This window comes from Chryseobacterium gossypii (genome assembly GCF_041361455.1).
GTDB classification, from domain to species: domain Bacteria; phylum Bacteroidota; class Bacteroidia; order Flavobacteriales; family Weeksellaceae; genus Chryseobacterium; species Chryseobacterium gossypii.
Map to the genome: position 1 here is coordinate 483,277 of NZ_JBGCUR010000001.1, position 23,484 is coordinate 506,760.

Annotated in this window: 17 protein-coding genes; 10 read left to right on the forward strand and 7 right to left on the reverse strand. The window is 40.5% G+C overall.

The genetic code is table 11. The features are described 5' to 3' along the window. The first annotated feature begins 38 nt into the window (after positions 1-38). The 3 genes from ABMQ40_RS02260 to ABMQ40_RS02270 all read left to right on the forward strand — a co-directional run bounded on the left by ABMQ40_RS02260 (position 39) and on the right by ABMQ40_RS02270 (position 6,148). Positions 39-1,478 (forward strand): hypothetical protein, encoded by a 1,440-nt coding sequence (locus ABMQ40_RS02260; RefSeq protein ID WP_370896091.1) that lies wholly within the window; start codon positions 39-41, stop codon positions 1,476-1,478. A 933-nt stretch (positions 1,479-2,411) separates the two neighbouring features. Then, positions 2,412-4,718 carry an McrB family protein gene (locus ABMQ40_RS02265; RefSeq protein ID WP_370896093.1) on the forward strand — a complete coding sequence of 769 codons (2,307 nt, stop codon included), beginning with the start codon at positions 2,412-2,414 and terminating at the stop codon, positions 4,716-4,718. Further along, on the forward strand, positions 4,718-6,148 hold the full coding sequence (locus ABMQ40_RS02270; protein WP_370896095.1) for a 5-methylcytosine restriction system specificity protein McrC: 1,431 nt from the start codon (positions 4,718-4,720) through the stop codon (positions 6,146-6,148). The genes ABMQ40_RS02265 and ABMQ40_RS02270 overlap by 1 nt, the downstream gene beginning before the upstream one ends. A gap of 20 nt (positions 6,149-6,168) precedes the next feature. On the opposite strand, the gene ABMQ40_RS02275 is transcribed toward ABMQ40_RS02270, so the two are convergent. After that, the gene (locus tag ABMQ40_RS02275; RefSeq protein ID WP_370896097.1) at positions 6,169-6,639 is read right to left on the reverse strand and encodes an Lrp/AsnC family transcriptional regulator; all 471 of its coding nucleotides are present in this window, start codon (positions 6,637-6,639) and stop codon (positions 6,169-6,171) included. Positions 6,640-6,725: 86 nt separating this feature from the next. Here ABMQ40_RS02275 and ABMQ40_RS02280 point away from each other — a divergent pair, with 86 nt between their 5' ends. Beyond that, complete coding sequence (locus ABMQ40_RS02280) at positions 6,726-8,171, forward strand: MFS transporter (RefSeq protein ID WP_370896099.1); 1,446 nt, start codon at positions 6,726-6,728, stop codon at positions 8,169-8,171. 133 nt (positions 8,172-8,304) lie between these two features. Here ABMQ40_RS02280 and ABMQ40_RS02285 read toward each other — a convergent pair whose 3' ends face one another. From ABMQ40_RS02285 to ABMQ40_RS02305, 5 genes are all read right to left on the reverse strand, one after another. Further along, a complete protein-coding gene (locus ABMQ40_RS02285; RefSeq protein WP_370896100.1) occupies positions 8,305-9,156 on the reverse strand; it encodes an oxidoreductase in 852 nt (283 codons plus the stop codon). Positions 9,157-9,521: 365 nt separating this feature from the next. After that, a complete protein-coding gene (locus ABMQ40_RS02290) occupies positions 9,522-11,783 on the reverse strand; it encodes a glycoside hydrolase family 3 C-terminal domain-containing protein (protein WP_370896102.1) in 2,262 nt (753 codons plus the stop codon). 249 nt (positions 11,784-12,032) lie between these two features. After that, positions 12,033-12,839 carry a methionine ABC transporter substrate-binding lipoprotein MetQ gene (gene metQ / locus ABMQ40_RS02295; RefSeq protein ID WP_370896104.1) on the reverse strand — a complete coding sequence of 269 codons (807 nt, stop codon included), beginning with the start codon at positions 12,837-12,839 and terminating at the stop codon, positions 12,033-12,035. 71 nt (positions 12,840-12,910) lie between these two features. Then, a complete protein-coding gene (metI, locus tag ABMQ40_RS02300; RefSeq protein WP_370896106.1) occupies positions 12,911-13,567 on the reverse strand; it encodes a methionine ABC transporter permease MetI in 657 nt (218 codons plus the stop codon). Further along, positions 13,560-14,588: a methionine ABC transporter ATP-binding protein gene (locus ABMQ40_RS02305; RefSeq protein ID WP_370896143.1), complete on the reverse strand. Its 1,029-nt coding sequence runs from the start codon at positions 14,586-14,588 to the stop codon at positions 13,560-13,562. Before ABMQ40_RS02305 ends, metI begins: the two co-directional genes overlap by 8 nt. Before the next feature lie 409 nt (positions 14,589-14,997). Here ABMQ40_RS02305 and ABMQ40_RS02310 point away from each other — a divergent pair, with 409 nt between their 5' ends. From ABMQ40_RS02310 to ABMQ40_RS02320, 3 genes are all read left to right on the forward strand, one after another. Continuing rightward, positions 14,998-17,112 carry a type IA DNA topoisomerase gene (locus ABMQ40_RS02310; protein WP_370896108.1) on the forward strand — a complete coding sequence of 705 codons (2,115 nt, stop codon included), beginning with the start codon at positions 14,998-15,000 and terminating at the stop codon, positions 17,110-17,112. A gap of 85 nt (positions 17,113-17,197) precedes the next feature. Beyond that, complete coding sequence (locus ABMQ40_RS02315; RefSeq protein ID WP_370896110.1) at positions 17,198-17,617, forward strand: PaaI family thioesterase; 420 nt, start codon at positions 17,198-17,200, stop codon at positions 17,615-17,617. Positions 17,618-17,840: 223 nt separating this feature from the next. After that, the gene (locus ABMQ40_RS02320) at positions 17,841-18,185 is read left to right on the forward strand and encodes a phage holin family protein (RefSeq protein WP_370896112.1); all 345 of its coding nucleotides are present in this window, start codon (positions 17,841-17,843) and stop codon (positions 18,183-18,185) included. Positions 18,186-18,287: 102 nt separating this feature from the next. Here ABMQ40_RS02320 and ABMQ40_RS02325 read toward each other — a convergent pair whose 3' ends face one another. Next, positions 18,288-19,361 (reverse strand): DUF5694 domain-containing protein, encoded by a 1,074-nt coding sequence (locus ABMQ40_RS02325; protein ID WP_370896114.1) that lies wholly within the window; start codon positions 19,359-19,361, stop codon positions 18,288-18,290. A 174-nt stretch (positions 19,362-19,535) separates the two neighbouring features. On the opposite strand from ABMQ40_RS02325, the gene ABMQ40_RS02330 reads away from it, so the two are divergent. From ABMQ40_RS02330 to ABMQ40_RS02340, 3 genes are all read left to right on the forward strand, one after another. Further along, positions 19,536-20,546, forward strand: a complete 1,011-nt coding sequence (locus ABMQ40_RS02330) for a sensor histidine kinase (RefSeq protein WP_370896116.1) — start codon at positions 19,536-19,538, stop codon at positions 20,544-20,546. A gap of 10 nt (positions 20,547-20,556) precedes the next feature. Further along, positions 20,557-21,261 carry a LytR/AlgR family response regulator transcription factor gene (locus tag ABMQ40_RS02335; RefSeq protein ID WP_370896118.1) on the forward strand — a complete coding sequence of 235 codons (705 nt, stop codon included), beginning with the start codon at positions 20,557-20,559 and terminating at the stop codon, positions 21,259-21,261. Between the two features lie 147 nt (positions 21,262-21,408). Then, positions 21,409-23,403 carry a S9 family peptidase gene (locus tag ABMQ40_RS02340; RefSeq protein ID WP_370896120.1) on the forward strand — a complete coding sequence of 665 codons (1,995 nt, stop codon included), beginning with the start codon at positions 21,409-21,411 and terminating at the stop codon, positions 23,401-23,403. Positions 23,404-23,484 lie beyond the last annotated feature (81 nt).

Consider the following 23,484-nt stretch of genomic DNA (forward strand, 5'->3'; position numbering starts at 1 on the left):
CCGCTTAACCAAACGTAAAGGACTTTTAATACCACATAATGAATGTTGTGAATGCTTCTTTAAGTAAGTGCTTTTTAATATTTATCCTGTTACTTTTCAAAGGGGAGCTTATTTTCTGTCAGGAATTTAATCCTCAGTTCTTTGATGATACCCTGCTTAAGGAAAATGAATCTTTACGCCTTCTGGGAGAATATAAAAAATTAGTGCGTTTAAATCAGGAATATTTAAAAGAAGCAAGGAAAAACAGGTATACGGAAGGTGAGGTGCTGTGCTATATAAATTTGGCAAACATATGTGGTACGATTGGTGAATACGGGAAAGGGCTGGAATACCTCAAAAAATGTGAGTCCAAATTAAAAAGATCTGATAAGCCTTTATATGCAAGAGTTTATCAGGAGTACGGACAACTAAACAGTGTGCTGGGGCTTCACGCCAATGCCTTGTATTACAACTCAAAAGCCTTGTTTTATATAAGAGATGTGAATTTATCGGACAGAAAAAAATATTTCCTGGATAAAGTTTTTTCAAACCGGGCAGATTTCTTATATCAGGCAAACCGTCCGGATTCTTCCCTGATTTATTTTCACAAGGCATTACGAACCATTAATGATCCTGTTACCAAGGCTCTTATAGCCAAACATCACCTTTATTATACTTCGCATACCGATTCCACTTTTATCTACCTTCAGGAGGCCATGCTGCAGTTGCCGCCGGAAAATAGCGCCACGGTCAAAAATGCTCTTGTCAATTTGGTATATGGTGACTATTACTCTAAAAAAGGTGATTATGAAAAAGCCCTTGAACATTATAAAATAGCGGCAAAAGATTATATCAAGACGAAACGCGTATATAATGTCCCCGGAGTGTATCAATCTATTGCAGATACTTATAAAATATTGAATAACTCCGCAGAGCAGCAATTATATTTAAAAAAATTTGCGGAAGCCAGACAGAATCTGGATAATATCCAAAATGAAGCAATAAACAAGTCAATAGATAATCTGTTGTCTGAAAAAGAGGAATCTACAGAGAGATATCTCATCAATATCCTGATTTATGTGTTGTTTTTCTCACTGTTATTGCTGATTCTTGTCTATATTTTTTTCAAAAATTACAAGAGAACGAAAGCCAGGAATGAACAACTGGCTAAGGAACAAGAAGCTCTGAAAGATAAACTTAAAAATGATTCTTTTGAAGAGCTCATTAATCTCGTAAAAAATAATGATCCCGCTTTTTTAGAAAGATTCAGAGAAACATATCCGGGATTCGTAGAAAAATTACTTCAGATTAATCCTAAACTGTCATCTTCCGATCTGATTTTTTGTGCTATGCTCAGACTGAACTTTTCTTCAAAAGAGATTGCCAGCTATACTTCGGTCCAGCATAAATCTATTCAGCAGAAAAAATACAGGATAAGGAAAAAATTAGGTATCTCCGGCGGCCAGGATCTGTTTTTATTCTTTAAAAATTTAGACTGATATGTGCTGAAATACAAGTGTTTATGGATTTGAAGTAGCTATGTAGGATGTATTTATTTGCTGTTTTTCCCTTTATGATGATATATTTGTAAAGTTTTAAACATGTAATTCTCTACAGATAAAACAAAAAAACACAACACAAGCACAAATGCGGAAGAAACAAATGATTTCGAAAGCTGCCCGATAACCGGGCAGTTTTTTTCTTTTAGGCACTTTCGTCTGCACACTATAATATCAGTAAGATTTTCAATTTGAAGCCATCAGACCATGGCGATTCAGTCAAACCTGAAACCTATTAATCCTATTCGTTGCGAGCAAAAGGATGAAAACTGTAATACATCGTTATAAGGCATGCTTTTTCAAGACACTATAAGTGGGATTGTACAGGTTAATCATCCGATTTAAAAATTGCATCCTGTTATTTTTTTGATTTATAGTTATTTATTGTTACGAAGGGTTTGTGTAGGGTCTGTTTTTTGTGTTTATTTCTTTGATGATGATAAATTTGCCCAGGTTTTATTTGAAGGCCCCTGATTAAAAACCAAGACAAAATGTTTTCAGAAGCTGCTTGATTATATCAGGCAGTTTTTTTATGTAAAAATGATCCGGAATTTTGCTAAGGCTGTCTTTAGTTTAAGCAGCCTTCCAGTATTAATGAAAGTTACTCAGAATCCGGGAATGGATGGGGTTGGTTGGATCACAAAATAATTTTTATTAGATAAATTATGATTTCACGTAAAATCAGATTGAAAAAATTCATTATCATTGTATTTGAAATTAAAATATCCATTAATTAACTGGCTTTTAGAGAAATTATGGCTGTTATCTTGAACATTTTCTGTTTAGATACTGATGCCTAATGACCGGTCATATTTCCGGGCTTACTGATGTTCCGGTAAAACAATGGAGTTAAAAATATAGATGAATAAGGTAATGAATAATTTATATCAGTTATTGGATTCTTTTAAAGCAAACTGGCCGAAAGAAAAGGTTCGGAATATGACACTGGAAGAATATACCAACCTGAATAAATCAGATTCTTTTTGTTACTGGCTTGAATCCAAGACCCAGGACCTGGGAAGCATTTGGGGAGGATCAGCATTTAAGTTCGGTATTTATGAGAAAAACCAGAAAGAAAAACAATATTCCGGGCTCGGAAGATTATCGGACCAGGACTATGCCTGGATGCAGAAATACGGCACAGGCAGAGAAACGGCATTTAAAAATGTAAAAAATCTTATTCTGGAAATTATTTCCGCATCTGAAGCATCAGATTTGAAGGCTATAGACCATATTGATCTTGGGGATGCCGTAAAGTGGAAAATAGCATTTTTATACAGCAATAACAGGATTTTAAATGTTTTCAATAAAAATAAACTGATCAGCATTGCTGACCATCTTAATCTTGAGATACCCAGGTCAGCAGGATATAGTGTTTTCCAGTCTGCTATTTTGAATATGAAACCTGAAAACGAAGATTTTTTTGATTTCGGAAAACGTATTTATAGAGTGGGGAATAACTCCTTAGGAAAGCAATACTGGTTGTACTCTCCGGGAGAACAGGCTTATAAATGGGATGAATTTTATGATGAAGGAATTATGGCCCTGGGATGGGATAAACTGGATGATCTTAAAAGTTATGAAAGCAGGGATGCTATTTCAGAAGCGCTTTATAATGCCTACGGCGGCAGCGAGTATAAACCTAATGATACCTCGGCCAATGATGAATTTGCAAATAAAATGAAGCCGGGGGATATCATCATAGTAAAAAAAGGCCTTAAGGCCATTGTAGGATATGGAGAAGTAGAATCAGATTATTATTATGATGAGAACCGTAATGATTATAAGCATTGCAGGAAGGTAAGCTGGAAAAAAAACGGAGAATGGCCTGTTACAGACCAGCCAATGGCTATCAAGACCCTTACTGATATTACTTCTTACCTTGATGATCAGGGTGGGAAATATTATGAATCCTTACTGGGAAAAATGTCAGAATTAGTTTTGGATCAGGGGCTACGGTCAAGCTCTGCGATCCTCCGGTTTAAAAAACAAATTATTCTTCAGGGACCTCCGGGGACAGGTAAAACAAGAGCTGCCAAACTGATTGCCAGAGACATGCTGGGACTGGATTCAGTGCACGAGCTTGAAAGCCATGAACAATTTAAGCTGGTTCAGTTCCATCCCGGGTATGCCTATGAGGATTTTGTAAGAGGAATTGTTGCGAAGCCTGATGAGGAAGGGGAAGGAGTGATCTACAGTGCTGAAAATAAAACGCTGGCGAAATTTGCAGAGGAAGCAAGAACCAATTATCTGGCCTACCATGGAAAAACGAGACGGAATCCTACTTTCCGCAATAAGCTTAATGTTTTGCTGGATAAGATCAGTACGGCCATTGATAACGGATCAGTATATTATTTCGGAGAAAGGAGCACAGCCCAGATCATCGCTATTAAAGAAGACGGACTGATCTATAATTTTCCGGACAGGGAGGAGATCAGGTATAAAGTTCTTTTCAGTGATATGGAAAAGATCTATGATAACTGGAATGAGATCCTGAAGCCTATCGATTTAAGAGAGCTGGAGCCGAGGCTCGGTCTTTCAATGAAAGGGAAATATCCCTATTATTACATGATTTTACAGCAGTTGATCGCAATTAATATCAACAAAAATAATCCTGTGATAAGGGAGGAGCTTAAAAACTATGTGATGGTGATTGATGAGATCAACCGTGCTAATCTTTCTTCCGTTCTTGGCGAGCTGATTTACGCCCTGGAATATAGGGGAGAAACTGTGGATAGTGTTTATGAGGTCAATGGTGATCGGGAACTGATGCTTCCCCCGAACCTTTATATTATCGGAACCATGAATACGGCGGACCGGAGTGTAGGGCATATTGATTATGCCATCAGAAGGCGCTTTGCTTTTATAGAGATGCTGCCCGAAAGCCTGTCCGATAATGATGAGATCTATTTCAATACCACAGGTTTTGATGCAGTTGCGAGACTGTTCAATAACGGGAATGTAAGCGGGGAATTTAAAGTAAAAGATGTTCAGCTGGGGCATAGTTACTTTATTGCCAGAAAAAAGGACGCCGATACCTTGCAGAAAAGAGATGAGATCTTTAAGGTGAAAATGGAGTATGAAGTGAAGCCGATTCTTTTGGAGTATGTAAAGGATGGTATTTTAACAGGCCATATGGACGGGCAGCCGGTAGAAGATTATATAGCAGCCTTATTATAATGGGGATAATATTAAAGGAACACCGTTCTCTGTCACTGGACATCCGTTATAGTGATCTTACGGAAGATCTAAAGTCTGCCGGCACCTTATTCTTTGCCCATAAAGAAGACTGGCATACAATCAGTGCAAGACCATTCAAAACAGAAAGGGGAAAGGTTTATCCATGCTATGAGCTGACAAAAACTGATGACAAAATAACAGTTGAAGCAGGCTATTTTGTTGGAATCGACTGGCTCTGGCAGGCAGGAAACCGCACGGTTCGGGTAGAGCCTAAGATCAATTCAACGGTATATAAATATTTTGAAAAGCTGACTGACCTGCAGGATGAAAGCCTGATAGAAAAGGAAAGTATGGCTGCTGAGGAAAATATAGCCCGGGATCCTTATGAAAAGGAGGTAGACTGTGTTGCCATGCTGATGGAGATTATGTCTTATCCCGATGTCGCTAAAGAAACCGGTCATTTGCTTTTAATAGACTGGAAGGCAAAGCCCATCAGGATCACACAAAAACAGGATCTGCTGACTCCCTTCCTGGTGGTCCGTTTTCTGATGCTTTTGCGTGATATTGTAAAAAAAGGTCTGAAGAAATCATATTATAAAACAGAAGAAAATCTCAGGAACAGGATAAAAGGGAAAATTCTGGTAGGAAAGCAGATCAGGCAGAATATACTTAAAAACAGGTTTACAGATGCAGTGTGTGAGTATCAGATTTTTGGCGAGGATTCCCCGGAAAACAGGTTCCTGAAAAAAGTATTCTCATTTTGCCGGCAATATGTGGAAAATGATCCCTCTTATTTTAAAGACAGGCAGGAGATCCGTTGGATCCTTGGTTATATCCGGCCTGCCTTTGAGCATATCGGTGAAGAGATCAGCACTAATGATATCAGCTCTGCAAAATATAATCCGTTTTTTAAAGAATATCAGGGAGCGATAAAAGTAGGGCAGCTTTTGCTGAAAAAAACTTCATACAATATTACCAAGGCTGCTCAGGAGGAAATATATACACCTCCTTTCTGGATCGACATGCCTAAGCTGTTTGAACTCTTTGTCTATGCCAGGCTGTTGAAAGATAACCCTGAAATTCCGGCTTCGCAGCTCAATTACCAGTTCCCGACCTACGGCAATTCCCTTGATTTTCTTATCTGTTCGGAACAGAATAAAATTGTTGTGGATACCAAGTATAAACTTCGCTACAATTACGGTCACATTCATGAAGATATCAGACAGGTTTCAGGATACGCGAGGTTAAAAAAAGTAAAAGATCAGCCTCCCGGAATAGGAGATGAGGAAATCTCCTGTATCATTATATATCCCAATCCGGATTTAGAAAATGTTTCTCTTCGTATCGGGGATCTCATGGATGAAAAGCATGAAATAAAAGCCTATCATAAAATCTATAAAATAGGAATTCCTTTGCCTTATATAAAATAGCATCCATCAATCATCAGGTATCAGACAATCTGTACACTCTCTTTGATGCTGTTCATCACAAAGATGCTCTTAGTTTGTCCGATGCCCTCTATTTCTGATAATTTGTTCACAAAAAATTCATGAAATTCATCCATATTGGAAGCCAGTATTTTAAGCATGAAATCAAAATCCCCGCTGATGTTATAAAATTCTATAACCTCTTTAAGCCTGCCGGCTTCCTCGATGAATTTCCCTGCTGTTTTCTTATTGTGGACATTCAGGGCGATCATGCAGATGACCATCATTCCTTTATTTACTTTTTTCCGGTCTACAACGGTGGTATATTCCTTAATGATTCCCAGCTTTTCCATCCGTTTGATGCGCTCATGGGTTGGGGTGGGGCTCAGGCTGATCCGGGCTGCAATATCCCTTACGCTCATTTTGGCATCTTTCTGCAATAAACGTAATATGGAAATATCTTTTTCATCAGGGCTGTAATTATCTGGGGACATTTGTTCTGTTTTTTTTGTCTTATTGTTTGTTTATAAGATAATTGTTCTTTTTATATTCTTTAAGAAGAATATTTGTTCCAAATTTAATGAATAATTTTAACAAGTGTCCTGTTATGCTTAAATTTGCAGGAAATCAGGATCATATGGAAGCAAGGAAAAATTTGATATTAATATTGGCATCGGCGGGGACATTTGTGGAAGCATTGGATATTGCGATTATTAATCTCACGGTTCCTTCCATTCAACAGCAGTTCGGTATCGGGACCGAAACCGTTCAGTGGCTGCAGACCCTGTATGTTTTATTTTTCGGTGGCTTTCTGATTATCGGCGGGAAGCTTTCAGACCGGGTAGGACGAAAGAAAATATTTCTACTCGGATCATTTATTTTCATGTGGACCTCATTAGGAGCAGGTCTTTCAACAGGGTTTACCCCTCTTGCTGTATTCCGGGCTTTACAGGGCTTGGGAGCGGCGTTTATCATGCCATCGGCGCTATCTATCGTTACCAATACCTTCAGGGAAGATCATGAAAGGAGCCGGGCTGTAGGAATTTTCAGTTCATTCGCGGCTATAGGCTCAGGAAGCGGATTATCTTTAGGAGGAATCATCAGTACCTATCTAAGCTGGCATTGGGTTTTCCTGATTAATGTTCCTATCCTTCTGGTTACCCTTGTTTTTGCATTTCAGTACCTTCCGGCAGATGAAAAGAATAACAGTTCCCGGAATACAGATATCCTTTCAGGAATATGGCTGGTAGCCGGCTTATTGTGCCTCACCTACGGGACCCATGAATTGGTGCACCTGAAAGAGCAGCCTTTCCTGATAGGCGGTTCGCTTATACTTTCAATATTGCTGTTGGGTATGGTTTACTACCGTTTAAAATCAGTGGCGGAACCTTTGATAGATTTGCGGTTATTGAAGCACAGGTCATTGATGGTTTCAAATATGGCTTTCATAGCTTTAGGCGCTTTTTTTATCGGCTTTTTATTCCTTATTTCATTAATGTTGCAGGAAGATATGGGACATAGTGCGGCATCAGCGGGATTATTGCTGGTCCCTTTCAGTATCATGTCGGCTTTGGTAGCTAAATTTGTTTTGCCACACGTTTCCAGAAGGCTGAATTCCGCACAAATGGGGATCTTTGGCTGGGGTTTCATGCTGACGGGTGCCTTAGTTTTATTGTTGTCAGTCTATACAGGACATCCGCTGGCTGTTGTTCTGCTTGGGGCCGCCTGTATTTCCGGCATCGGGATGACATTTTGCTTTACGGGCTTGTCGGTCTTAGGCATTCAGGATGTAGAGCCGTCAGATTACGGTGTGGCTTCGAGCTTAGGATCTACCAGCTATTTTTTAGGTGCGGGCATCGGATTATCTTTTATGACGCTGATGGGACAGATATTTCCGTCCGGCTATGCTGTGGGCACCTTAAGTATGATTATTCTGACAGGATATGCCTTATTCGCGATCGCCTTATTGATGTATTTCGTTCTTAAAAGCCTGAAAATGAGAAAAGGTAAGGTAACGGTTTTCTAAAAAGAAAATATTTATAAAAGCTTTTTTAATAAGATTCCTGCGGCCTCAAGAATTGAGGCCGCAGGAATCTTCCGGAAGCGGATCATATAATAATCATCACAAAACCTTTTCCGGAAAGTTTGAAATGAGACTCTTAGACTACATCATCATGATCCGTGGAAGTGATCACATCATACCATTCTTCGATCTCTGCATTGAATTTCTTCATTTTTTCGTTAAAATGACTTAAAGTATCCTTACCTAAAGGCAAATGTACCGGAGGGTTTTCTGATTCTACCAGCTTTACAACGGCCAGAGCCAGTTTTTTCGGATCTCCGGGTTGATTATAGCTGATCTGAGCTGCCGCTTCACGCATTTTCCCTGAAGTTCCGGCATAATCATCTATAATTCTTTCGGTACGGTTAAGAGATGAACCATCTAAAAAATTAGTCCTGAAATATCCCGGTGCAATTACTGTTGCCTTAATCCCCAGGGGAGCCAGCTCAATGGCGAGACTTTCCGTGATACCTTCCACAGCGAATTTTGTTGAGCAGTATAGTCCCCAGCCGGCAGATGCGGTAAGACCCCCTACGGAAGAAATATTGATCACATGTCCCGAACGCTGTTTCCTGAAATAAGGTAACATTTCCCGTGTTACATTCAACAATCCGAAAACATTTGTATCGTACATTCTTCGGATTTCCTCGTCACTGCCTTCTTCAATGGCTCCCAGCAGCCCGAATCCCGCATTATTGATGAGAACATCAATTTTTCCAAAATGGCTTACAGCTTCAGCTATGGCTGTTTTTACCTGTTCAGGGCTCGTAACGTCCATGGTCACGGCGAAAAAGTTTTTGTCATTCAATTCATTCATCAAGGTATGAGGATCCCTGCGAACGGTTCCGATCACCTGATTTCCTGCTGCCAGTGCTGCCTTTGCGATTTCAAGGCCGATTCCTCTTGATGCGCCGGTGATCAGCCATACTTTTTTGTTTTTTGTATCCATTGCTTAGATTTATTGTTTTTATTGATACAAAGTTCGTCTGATGAAAGCGTTGGGCTTATAGCAAAAACAAATGGGATTTTATGAATTTCAAACCTTTTGAATGATTAAGGTTAACCTTCAGCTTTGTAAATAATATCTTATCTTGAACATAAACCGGAATATTGGATCCACGGACATATCCACACGCCATGCAGGTATAAGATAGGAGAAACAGAGGTTATTTGTAACCCGCATGGATATATTGATGAAAAATATAATGGCTTTGAAAAAGAATTGATTATTGAAATTTAACAAATAGCCTTACAAATAAAAAGAGCTCAAAAAAAATTGAGCTCTTCCCGTTTTAGAAATATAATATAAGTAAATTATTTCAACGTAAATCTGACTTTCGCTTTAATGGCATCTGAAGAATTTCCTATCAGCGCTTCAAAATCCCCAGGCTCTGCTACCCAGTCATGCTTACCGGCATCAAAATAGCTTAATGCGGTTTTGTCAATGGTAAAGCTTACCTCTTTTTCTTCCCCGGGATTTAAAAATACTTTTTCAAAACCTTTAAGTTCCTTTGCAGGACGTGGAACAGAGGATTTCAGATCACTGATATAAAGCTGGGCAACTTCAGCGCCGGCTCTCTTCCCTGTATTTTTAACGGTAACGGTAAAGGTGATCTTATCATCCCGGCCTATAGAAGATTTATCGGCTCTTGCCTTTCCGAATTGAAAGGTTGTATAGCTCAGCCCATGTCCGAAGCTGAACAACGGCTTGATCTTTTTGGTGTCGTGCCAGCGGTATCCAACGAAAATACCTTCATTATAAGTAATATTGATCGGGTTTTGCTGGTCTTTTCCTTTTCCTGCTGCCAGCTCTGCCTTATTACCAGGATATTCACCCAGCTGATGTGCCGGATTGTCTTCAAGCTTTACAGGAAAGGTAAACGGAAGCTTTCCTGAAGGATTGGCATCACCGGCCAGAATTGAAGCAATGGAATTACCTGCCTCGGAACCCAGATACCATGCTTGTACAATAGAAGGAACGTCCTTTACCCATGGCATTGCCACTGCATTGCCTGAAATAAGTACCACCGCAAGGTTTTTATTGACTTTTGCCAGGGCCGAAATTACACGATCCTGATTGTAGGGAAGACCATAACTCTTTCTGTCATTTCCTTCACTGTCCTGGAAGTCGCTTTTGTTCAGCCCGCCGATAAAGATAACGAAATCTGATCTTTTGGCCAGCTCTACCGCTTCGTTTAAAAGTTCTGATTCAGAACGGTTGTCTTTCAGGTCCTGCCCGGACTTTACCCCGTTGTATTCTCCACCTACATCGCCTACATATCCTCTTGCATACTGTACGTCGGCCTGCTTTCCGAACCTTGCCCTGATCCCGTCTAAAGGTAATGTTTCATATTTCACTTTTAAAGAAGAAGAGCCGCCGCCTACGGTCATTACTTTGATGGCATTCTCCCCGATAACCGCGATTTTTTTGGCTGTATTCAGGTTTATAGGGAGAATGTTCCCCTGGTTTTTTAATAAAACAATTCCTTCTTCACCAATTTCCCGGGCAACAGCCTTATGCTCTTCAGAGGCTATATTCCCGAAAGGCTTGTTTTTGTTCATAGTGGTTTTATAGGCCAGGCGGAGAAGCCTTGTCACTTTATCATCCAGCTCTTTGGTACCTACCTTTCCGGATTTGATCAGCTTCAGATAAGGTTTGGCCAGGTAATAATTATCGTATGCATTGGAATTTCCTTCAGAAAGGCCGTTGGTCCAGCTGCCGAACTCAAGGTCCAGGCCATTGTGTATTGCCTGTTCCGTATTGTTTACCGCTCCCCAGTCAGAAATCACGACGCCTTTATAATTCCATTCCCCTTTTAAAATATCGTTCAGAAGATACTGGTTCTGGCTCGCATACTGATTTTTATACATGTCGTAAGCACCCATGATCGTCCATGAATCCCCTTCGGTAACTGCTGCTTTAAATGCCGGAAGGTAAATCTCATAAAGCGTCCTGTCATCTACATTTACATTACTGGTATGGCGGAACATTTCCTGGTTATTCAATGCGAAATGTTTTACGCAGGCAGCAACTCCGTTGGACTGTACCCCCTGGATATAGGGAACCACCATTTTTGATGTAAGATAGGGGTCTTCCCCCATATATTCAAAGTTTCTTCCGTTCAGTGGGGTCCTGTAGATATTGACTCCGGGCCCCAGAATAATATCTTTTCGTCTGTATCTTGCCTCTTCCCCTAAAGCTTTCCCGTAGTTCCACGACATTTTTTTATTCCAGGTCGCAGATAGAGCGGTTAATGCAGGATAAGCGATGATAGAGTCATTGGTCCAGCCAGCCTGGTTCCATTCATCCCACATTACCTCGGGACGTACCCCGTGAGGCCCGTCGGTGGTCCAGAATTCCGGGATCCCTAATCTCGGTACCCCCGGGGAGCTGAATTTAGATTGGGCATGGATCATGGCGATCTTCTCTTCCAGGGTCATTCTTGAAAGCGCATCCTGAATACGCTGCTCTACAGGTTTGGAATCGTCTAAATAGACAGGCAGGGTAGTATTTTGAGCCATAGAAGAAATAGAGAAAAATGTGAATAAACTTACAATGGCAGTTTTCTTTAGCATAAAACCTTATTTATTGATTGGTAACAAAAATAAACAAAATTTTTTTATTATCTCAATTTGAGATAATGTATTTTTCATTAAAACGGCTGTTTATGACTCCCTGAAAAAAAATGCGCCAATCCGTTAAGTTTTTTTACAGCTAAAAAACTCCCGGAATGACGCCAGCTAAAACTATATGGTGATTGTCTGTTCATAAGGCGTTGTCATAGATTCTTCATTTCTATGATAACAACCCGGCACCTGTTTTTATTACCATCCCTGGATTGCCCCGCCTTTAAAAACCTCTTCAGCTTTCCTTGCAACCTCCCGGGACTGGTAGGCTTTTACAAAATTCTTCACCTTATCTTCATTTTTGTTGTCTTCCCTGGTTACAATCACATTTACATAAGGAGACTTTTTATCTTCCTTAAGAACCCCGTACCGGGCAGTATCCAACCCAGCCTGCGCTGCGAAATTGTTGTTGATGATCGCCAGGACCACTTCTTTATCATCTAAAACCCTTGGCAGCTGGGGGGCCTCAATTTCAATGATTTTCAGTTGTTTGGGATTTTCTGTAATATCAGTGACTTTAGGTAATAGGCCAACATCTTTTTTTAATTGTAGTAAGCCGTTTTTTTGGAGCAGCAGTAAAGAACGGCCTCCGTTAGTAGGATCATTGGGAATGGCAACCGTGCTTCCGTTCTGAAGCTGACTGATATGGCTGATTTTTTTAGAATAAGCGACAATCGGATAAACAAAGGTGTTTCCCACAACAGCTAATCTGTATCCTCTCTGCCTGGACTGTTCTTTAAGATAAGGAACATGCTGAAAGGCATTGGCATCTATATCACCGTTATTCAGGGCTTCGTTCGGAACTACGTAATCATTGAACGATACCAGCTCTACATCAAGGTTATATTTTTCCTTGGCTACTTTTTTTGCAGTTTCGGCAATCTGCTGCTCAGGTCCGGAGGTAATCCCCACTTTGATATGGTTGGGATCATTTTTGGCAGAGTTGCATGCACTGAATAGCAGTAAGGCGGCTGTTAATAAGCCTGAAATTCCTAATTTCTTCATTGTAAATATTTGAGTTAAAAAATGAATATTCTAAATTCAACAATTAAGTTCATTATTTTGCGGGATGATTATTACCGGTGATCGAATTTTTTGGCCAGACGGTCTCCCGAGATCTGAATGGCAAATACCAGGGCTACCAGCAGGATCAGCACAAGATTCATAATCACGGTGTCATAGCCGATATATCCGTACTGGTATCCGATCTGGCCCAGCCCGCCTGCTCCTACAGCTCCTCCCATGGCAGAATATCCTACCAGCGTAATCAGAGTGATGGAGGCATTATTGATCAGGGAAGGGAGAGCTTCCGGAAGCAGGATTTTCCTGATGATCTGAAACGGGCTGGCGCCCAAAGCCCTTGCTGTCTCAATCAAACCGTGAGGAACCTCAAGAAGACTGTTCTCAACCAGCCTTGCTATGAACGGAGCAACCCCGATACTCAGAGGGACAAGAGCCGCATTTACCCCAATGGATGTTCCTGCCAGTGATCTTGTGAAAGGAATCATCCATACAATCAGAATAATGAAAGGGATAGACCGCAGAATATTGATAAAAACAGACAGTATCCTGTTATATACAACATTTTCCAGAAGTTGTCCCTTTCTTGTTAAGAACAGGGAAATTCCCGCCGGAAGACCCAGGACAAACCCAAAAAACCCTGATACAAAAGTCATGTAAACTGTTTCCCAAACCCCCTTGGATAAAAGAGAGAGTGTCGTGTCATTAAGCATATCCCCTTACTGTATTTTGGATTTTATTCTGGTTGAAATAGTAGATCGCCTTCTGGTTTTCCTCTTCTTTTCCCTGCAGCTGAAGCAATAGCTTTCCGAAATTGGAGTTTCCGAGGTATTCCACATCAGCTTTCAGAAGCTTGTAAGGGATCTTATAATCATCATAAATTTTTGAAAGCAGTCGCTCAACCGTGATATTTTCGTTAAGCTCTATTTCAACAAGCGGGAATAAGCCGTCCTGTGGCTCTTTTTGTAATTTTCTGCTGAATTCCTGAGGTATGGTCATAATGTCTGAATTTATAAATTGTTTGATAATAGGGTTTTCTTTATCTGAAATGATATCGCTTAAAGTGCCTTTGGAAATAAGTTTTCCTTTGTCAATAACGGCCACGTGGTTGCAGATAGCCTTGATGACATCCATCTCGTGGGTGATCAGCAAAATGGTAATTCCCAGGCGCTGGTTGATATTCTTTAAAAGCTGAAGAATAGATTGGGTGGTAGCCGGATCCAGCGCGCTGGTGGCCTCGTCGCACAGCAGCAGGTAAGGATCGTTGGCCAGGGCCCTGGCAATGGCCACTCTTTGTTTCTGTCCTCCTGAAAGATTTTTAGGATAGTCATTGGCCTTGTCTTCCAGTCCCACCATTTGCAGGAGCCCGGTCACCTTTTTGCGGATCTCGGATCTGTTGGCGGAATCTAATTCTAACGGAAGCGCAACATTTTCAAAGACCGTTCTTGATGAAAGAAGATTGAAATGCTGAAAGATCATTCCGATTTTCTTACGCTCCCGGGCCAGTTGCTTGGTATCCAGCCGGGTGAAATCCTTCCCGTTGATGATGATCTGTCCCTCATCAGGCCTTTCAAGAAGGTTCAGCGTACGGATCAGGGTGCTTTTCCCCGCTCCTGAGAATCCGATGATTCCCACAATATCTCCCTGGGCAACTTTCAGGCTTATATCATCAAGCGCCTTAAAAGAATGCTTTTTCTGGTGGAATGTTTTTGAAATATTTTTTATTTCTATCATTTTGAAGATATTTTCTTTAATAAAAAAGGCCTTACCACACGTGGTAAGGCCTTGAAATATGTCATATAAAAGTAAGGTCAACCACAGTGATACCGGAATACAGGCATGCAGCAATTCATCATCATGGTATTGATGATATGCTTTTTCACTGGATTCTTTTTTAGGTATGCTTTCATTTTCTTTATGATTACGGTTGCAAATATAATGCATAAATTTTTAATAGTCCACTAAAAATATAGACTTTTGTGAACTTAATTTTATTGCTGTGCTTAGTGTGTTGATTTTTAGTATTTTATATTATGTTATGCGATTGGATCGGGATCATTATATCATTTTTTTCCATATATTCACCGGGGAAAAGTCAAAAAAAATCCCGAATTTTGCAGCCCTTCAATAATTCCGAATATTCATGAAACTTTGTATTGCTGAAAAGCCGAGTGTTGCCAGAGATATCGCTAAAGTATTGGGTGCCACCACACCGAAGCAGGGCTATATGGAAGGTAACGGGTACTGCGTGACCTGGACATTCGGACATCTTTGCACACTAAAAGAACCTCATGACTATGGTCCGGAACTGAAATCCTGGAGCCTGATCTTCCTTCCGATCATCCCTAAAAATTTTGGCATCAAGCTTATCCCGAACAAAGGTGTGGAAAATCAGTTTAAAGTAATTGAAAAGCTGGTAGAGGAATGTGATGAAGTGATCAATTGCGGGGATGCGGGCCAGGAAGGAGAGCTTATACAACGTTGGGTATTGCAGAAGGCAAAATGTACCAAGCCTGTCTACCGTTTATGGATTTCATCCCTTACAGAAGATGCCATCAAAGAGGGGTTTGCCAATCTGAAGCCGGCGGAAGATTATAAAAACCTGTACCTGGCCGGAAATGCAAGGGCGATAGGTGACTGGCTCCTGGGAATCAATGCTACTCGTTTGTTTACCAAGAAATTCGGTGGGAACAAAGCTGTGCTTTCCATCGGAAGGGTACAGACTCCCACTTTGGCCATGTTGGTACAAAGGCAAAAGGAAATTGACAGTTTTACGGCGGAAGAATACTGGGAACTGAAGACCCGCTACCGGGAAGTGGTTTTCAATGCAGCCATTGACAGGCTTAAAACGCAGGAGCGGGCGGAAAAAGGCCTGGAGTATCTTCAGCAGAATCCTTTTGAGATCGTTTCCTTTGAGATCAAGGAAGGAAAAGAGAAAAACCCACGGCTTTTTGACCTGACCGGTCTGCAGGTGGAAGCCAATAAAAAATACGGATATTCTGCGGAAAATACATTGAACTATATCCAAAGCCTTTATGAAAAAAAGCATGTGACCTATCCGCGTGTAGATACGACTTATTTATCGGAAAGCCTGTATCCGAAAATTGAAGGCATTTTAAGGAGTATGGCTTTTTACCAGGAGCTGGTATCACCGTTGCTGGAACAGCCGGTTCCGAAATCAAAAGCTGTATTTGATGATTCCAAAGTGACCGACCACCATGCGATCATTCCTACTGAAATTCCTCCTTCAAGAAATCTGGGCAAAGAGGAAAAGCTTATATATGATCTGGTAGCCAAACGCTTCATTTCCGTATTTTATCCCGAGTGTAAAATTTCCAATACATTAGTGGAGGGAAAAGTAGGGACCATTCCTTTTAAAACGAGCGGAAGGCAGGTTCTGGAGCCAGGCTGGAGAGCGGTTTATGCAAAAGATGCCAAAGAACCTGCCGAAAAAGATAAAGACAAGGAAGAAGAACAGACTATCCCTGAGTTTACCGTTGGAGAAACCGGGCCTCATGATCCCATGATCCACCAGGGAAAGACCTCGCCGCCCAAGCCTTATACCGAAGCTACATTGCTGAGAGCCATGGAAACTGCCGGAAAACAGGTGGAAGATGAAGAATTGCGTGAATTGCTGAAAAATAACGGTATCGGAAGACCGTCAACCCGTGCCAATATTATTGAAACCCTTTTTAAAAGGAAATATATCGAGAAGAAAAGAAAGAACCTGATTGCCACCCGGACAGGGATCCAGCTTATTGACACAATCGAGGATGAGCTTCTGAAAAGCCCCGAATTGACAGGGGAATGGGAACTCAAGCTCCGTAAAATCGAAAGAGGGGAATATGAAGCCAACCAATTCAAGGAAGAACTGATCCGGATGGTTACCGAACTTACCCGCAAGGTAGTCGACGGAAAAGGAAAGGTGATCACCTTACAGGAGGAAAACGAAAAAGAAAAGAAAAGAAGGGAACCTGCATCCAAAAAAGAGCTTCAGGCATGGGATCAGACAAAATGCCCTAAATGCAAGGAGCATAGCTTAATAAAAGGAAAAACTGCCATCGGATGTTCAGGTTTTAAAACCTGTAACTTTAAGATCCCATTTGAGGTCTTTGGGAAAAAGCTTTCCGAAAAGCAGCTGCTGGATTTAATTTTAAAAGGTAAAACCTCAAAACTGAAAGGCTTCAGTGCCCATCCGGAAAATTTAGCAGAAGGGGTTCTATCTTTGACGGACAATTTTGATATCCGGCTGGGCTGATATGATCTGGCCTGAATAGTCTCCCATATCAATGTCAGGATGCATTTTGTAAATTTACTTTCATTAATTATCTAAATATTAGTTCATGACCCCGGAAAAAAGGAAACTTATCACAGACAGTTTTAACCGATCGGAAACCCTTGGATTCTACAAAGCTGAGCTTCTGGAAGTGGAGACGGATTTCGTGTCCATTAAGATCCCAAAAATGGATATGATGACCAGAAAGGCAGGAATGTTCAACGGGGCCATCATTGCTTCCCTGGTGGATGTTTCTTCCGGATATGCTGCAGTAAGCCATTATGAGCAGGACTGCTATGTGGTTACTTTGGAACTGAAGGTGAATTATCTGCGATCGGCTATAGGCAACGCCTTGGTTTCCAGATCGTATGTAGTGAAGGGAGGAGCCAAAATAAGTGTTATAAGGACGGAGATCTATACCATTGCTGAAGACAGCCGTGAAAGCCATGTAGCGACTTCTTTGGTCACCATGATGAAAATAAAATAATCACATTTGGTCATCAAAAAAAATATAAAATATCCGTGGATTCTTACGATGTCATTTTCTTAATCATAGGTATGAGTTTAGTGATAGAAGTGAAAATATGTACACGGAATTTAAAGTTTTTTGCCGTGCTGCCTGTCCTGATATCTGCTGCGGCTCACTTTCCGGGGATAAATGGAATGGCTTTTGCACGGGAATAATCATAAACATTAAAAAAATCAATACTATGAACTTGATCATTAGACTGCTCATAACGGCCATCGTTGCATTTCTTTTAACCAAAATATTACCGGGAGTGCATTTTGAAGGATTTTCAACTGCCATTATCTTTGCCATTGTTTTAGGCATTTTAAACCTGATCGTTAAACCCATATTAAGCATTCTGGGGCTTCCGCTCACGATTATCACATTGGGATTGTTTGCCCTGGTTATCAATGCGGTGATTATTCTTCTTGCCGATTATTTCATCGGAAGTATGGTGGTGGATGGTTTCTGGTGGGCGCTTATTTTCAGCATCCTGCTTTCTATCATCACATCTCTGGTTAATTCCATGTTTTCGGATGGAGATTAAATTGAGTAAGAGATAAACTTATCAAACCGTCAACTTAATTGACGGTTTTTTTGTTCATATTGACGTCTGTTTTTTGTAGTATTGGATTAAGAAGCAGAAGACCTACGGAGTATTGTAGTCAATGATATCTACATCAGGTTCCTTCCGCAGAATATCGGCAATCCATTTTTGATGAGCAGAGCCTGCCGCGACCACAATGCGCTTTCCTTTCTTTTCACGGGCCAGCCTGATAATATTGGCAGCCATGCCTTCGTTCCGTAGTTTCCAGTATTTGATCATTTCACGGACTTCTTTTTCGGGATAGTTCTTGGAAAAGCCGAATAACTTTTCACCTCCATAGAAATTGATAAGATCACTTTCTTCGGCATTGAATGAGGAATTGAGATAGGCATATCCCTGCAGGCCGAGACTGTCTGATTTTGAGTAGATCAGCTTTTTTTCCTGTTCAATTTTCTGTACGATTCTGGCCTCTTCAGAATTTTCGTCCATTTTGGCAATTCGGTTAATGAAATGCATGCAGTAGGCTACAATTCGCCAGGCCTGTGTCCATTTTGTGTCATAAAGCTGGCAGTCAACCGGATAAATAGTTGGAAGGCTCAGCTTATGCATCAATGGGAAAATAATTGTATTGTATTCACTTGTATTTTGATAGAGATTACGCTGCATTAAAGTTTCGGTTCCTCCTAATCTTGTTTTGTAAAAAGCGGCCTCTTCAGGATTGAAATGGGACTTCTTCCATGTTTCCAGAATATATATCTGGTATCTTGCATTGGCCAGATCATAACCATTGAGCAGACCTGCTGCCAATTCTATACGTAAGCGGTGCAGGTTGGGAAACCTGGCCAGGCGATTGGCATCCTTTTCTAACTTTTTTTCACTGAACCGGATATCAGCGTTCAGCTTTTGATAATAAAGAAAAGTACGATCATTCATTTTTCTACGGTAGCTATCCGGTTCGAGGGAAACATATTCTTCAGGGGAAACAAATTCGCCCATTACCATATCGGGGTTGAAGCCCGTCAGCTTTTCAATGACCCTTTTTTGTTCTGCTGAATCTTTTTCTTCATTATAATGAGAAGTACCTAATACTAAAATCTGAATTTTTTCCTGAGCGGATACAGATACTGATAAAGCGATTGAAAAACAAAGAGAAACTACAATTTTTGCTATGTTCATACCAAATTCTATTAAATTTGAGAACAAAATTAGAGTTGCAGCAACATTTATAAATTTTATTATTCCAATCTCTTTATTTTTTATACCAAACAAAGCATATGGCGTTCATATAAAAAAAACAGGGTTACGCATAATAATTTTAAACCGGCTGTTTTCCCTTTTTAAATTTGTTGCATGAGCAGATCGAAAATCATTTTTATCCATATATTGAGCTGGACCTTATTTCTGGCTTATACTTATTTTTTTTGGTTAAATGAAACTCCCGACCGGCAGATATTATGGCTCAACCTCTCCATTAATATTGCGAAAATTTCCACATTTTATTACTGCTATAGCTTTATATATCCAAGATTTGCAATCAACAGGAATAAAATATTCCTGGCGGTAGGTATCTTGTCCGCCTGTATTTTTTTTGCCTTGTGCCGCTACGGGTGGGAAGAGGTCTTATATCCGGCATGGCTGGGATTCAGGAACTATGATGAAGACGTGTCTATAGGATATTATATCTTTGACAATTTGTATTATGCCATTCCTTATATTGTACTATCAGCAGCAATATTTTTCCTCCACAGGCATTTTGTTCTTGAAAGGATGAATCTCCGGCTTAAAGAAGAAGCCGGCCAGGCTAAACTGGCATTCCTGCGTTCCCAGATAAATCCCCACTTTCTTTATAATTCATTAAACTATATGTATTCACTGGCTCTGCCTAAATCACAGCAACTGGCCGATGCATTGGTAAGCCTTGCAGACCTTATGCGTTACACCTTAAAGGAACATAAGGACGGATTGGTATTCGTAGAGGACGAAATAACCTATATTCAAAACTATATCTCACTATTCAGCATACGTTTTTCACCCCAATTTTATATCAGCTATAAAGTGGATACAAAAGGAAATAATCCTAAAATAGCCCCTCTGATCCTGATCGCGTTTGTAGAGAATGCATTAAAGCATGGAGTTGTTAATCAGCCGGAACATCCGATAAGTATTGATCTTTCCATCCGGGATAACGAACTTGAATTTACCGTATCAAACAGGAAAAGCAATAAAAGGAAAGAAGTATCCGGTGGTATTGGATTGGTTAATGTACAAAAGAGGCTGAGTTTACTATATCCGGGACGTCACCGGCTGGATATCCGGCAGAATCAGAAAGAATTTTGTATTTTGCTGCAGATAACCTTATAACAATCCGTTCATGTACAGATGTTTTGTTCTCGATGATGAAAAGTATGCAGCAGACATTATTGTATCCTTTATTCAGAAAGTTCCCTCACTTACTGTCGTTGAAAGCTCAGACAATGTATTTTCAGCTATTGATAAAATCATTCAGGGTGAGGTGGATTTACTTTTTCTGGATATTCAAATGTCGGACCTAAGCGGTATTGATGTCCTTAAAATCATCGGCAGCCGCTGCAAGATCATTCTTACAACTGCATATCCGGATTACGCACTCGAAGGCTTTGAGTATGACGTGGTGGATTACCTGATGAAGCCTGTAGCGTTCGACCGTTTTTTAAGGGCTGTTGAAAAAGTCCAGCGTCAGGATTTACCGGTGCAGGCAGACAAACAGGAAGAAGCATTTCTCATGCTGAAAGGCGACAGGAAGCATAAATATCACAAAGTCTTCCTGGAAGATATCTTTTATATTGAAAGCCTGCGTAATTATGTAAAGTTTGTGACAGCGAAAGGAAATGTGATAACTTACCAGACCCTGGCAACGTTGTCTGAATCATTACCCAGCCCGTTTTTCTTCAGAATACACCGTTCGTTTATTATTTCCATAAAACACCTGAACACTGTAGAAGGAAACAGGGTAAATATAGCAGGTTCCTTTATCCCTATCGGAGAAAGCTATAAAAAGATGTTTTTTGATTATCTGGAACGTGGCATTATCGGCTGAACTAAAATCCATTAAGCTAAAAAATTTATTAGCATAAAAAGTTTCGTTAATTTTATTTTAATAGCTAACTTTGGCAACTTTGAATTAATAAAAGGGTCTGTAAATCTGTATGGCTTTATAGATCTGCTAAAAAATGAATATCAACCTATGAAACTTAAGTACAGCCTGCTGGCTCTGGCAGCTCCGCTTTTAATGAACGCACAACAACTAATGACGCCTGAAATCCTTTGGACTTTGAAAAAGGTAGGAGTACAGGCAGTTTCACCGGATCAGTCTTCACTTATATATAAAGTAGGACAGGTTGATCTGAAAACGGAAAAAACAAAAAACGAGAACTATTTTCTTAATGTTCTTAATCATCAGTCTTCTAAAATAGATTTTGGTAAAAAGTCCCTGATCCAATGGGATAAGAACGGGATCTACGCACAGGAAGGCGATAAGATCTATCTTTCAAAAGATACCGGAAAAACCTGGTCAGAATTTTATACCATTGGTGAGGCCGACAATATTGTGATTTCCCCGGATGGTAAAAAAATTGCTTTCAGCAAGCAGGTTTTAGTAGAAAAGCTGATGGGGAAAGACAAATACAATGATACCCCTAAAACTACCGCTCAGATATATACGGATCTGAATCACAGGCATTGGGATTATTTCAATGAAGGAAAATACAATCATGTATTTGTTGTCAATACGTCTGATAAAGTGGAATCTGCCAAAGACCTGCTGGAAGGAAAAACATGGGATTCCCCGCAGAGACCTTTCGGAGGAGCAGAAGATTTTATCTGGAGCCCGGACTCTTCACAGCTTTTGTATGTTACAAAGCCTAAAAGCGGTAAAGAATATGCAGTAAGCACCAATACGGACATCTTTGCTTATGACCTGGCCACCGGAGCTACGAAAAATTTAACGGAATCCAATAAAGGCTATGATATTAATCCTAAATTCAGTCCTGACGGAAAATCACTGATGTGGCAAAGCATGGCCAGAGACGGTTATGAAGCTGATAAAAATGATGTGAAGATCATGGACTGGAAAACAGGCAAGGTAACCAATCTTACCGCGGGATGGGATGACAGTGTTTCCGGAGATGTACTGTGGGGAGCCGATTCAAAAACAATTTATTTTACAGCTGCTTACCGTGGGACCAAACAGCTTTTCTCCCTGGATTCCAAATCAGCAAAAGTACAGCAGATCACAAAAGGGGATTTTGATGTCAACGAAATCTTTACAGATAATAAAACCTCCCTTCTGGTTGGAAGGACGGATGTTAACCATGCAACGGAAATTTTCTCTGTAAACCTTAAAAACGGAGAGATGAAGCAGGTGACTGAAGCCAACAAAGATACTTATGCCAAGCTGGCCCAGGGGAAATCTGAACTTAAAATGGTAAAAACTTCGGATGGCAAAGAAATGGGCGTATGGTTCCATTATCCTCCGAATTTTGACCCGAATAAAAAATATCCGACATTGGTGTATTGCCAGGGAGGTCCACAATCTGCACTGACACAGTATTTCAGCATCAGATGGAACTTCTCACTGATGACGGCCAACGGCTATATTGTAGTAGCCCCGAACAGAAGAGGAATGCCGGGATGGGGAACAAAATGGAATGAAGAAATCTCCAGAGATTGGGGAGGGCAGCCTATGAAGGATTATCTGGCAGCTACAGATTATGCAAAAACATTACCTTATGTGGATGGTGACAGGGTAGCGGCTGTAGGAGCAAGCTACGGAGGATACAGTGTGTTTATGCTGGCAGGAATCCATGAAAACCGATTCAAGACCTTTATTGCGCACGATGGCTTATTTGATATGAAATCCTGGTACCTGACTACTGAAGAGCTGTGGTTTGCCAACTGGGATCTTGGTTCCCCATGGGAGAAACCGCTTCCAAAAGCTTATACAGAATTTAACCCAAGCAATTTTGTAGAAAAATGGAATAAGCCAATCATGATCGTTCAGGGTGGAATTGATTTCCGCGTTCCTTATGAGCAGGGCCAGGAAGCTTTCCAGGCTGCAAAATTAAGGGGCCTGAAAACCAAGCTGGTGTATTTCCCGAACGAAAACCACTGGGTGCTTCACCCTCAGAACGGTTTGGTATGGCAAAGAGAATTTTTTGAATGGCTGAAAGAAACCTTATAAGTAAGTAGAATAAATATCAATAGAAAGAGGCTGTCTCAAAAGGACAGTCTTTTTTCTGCTCATGTTTTTTTTAATCCATAT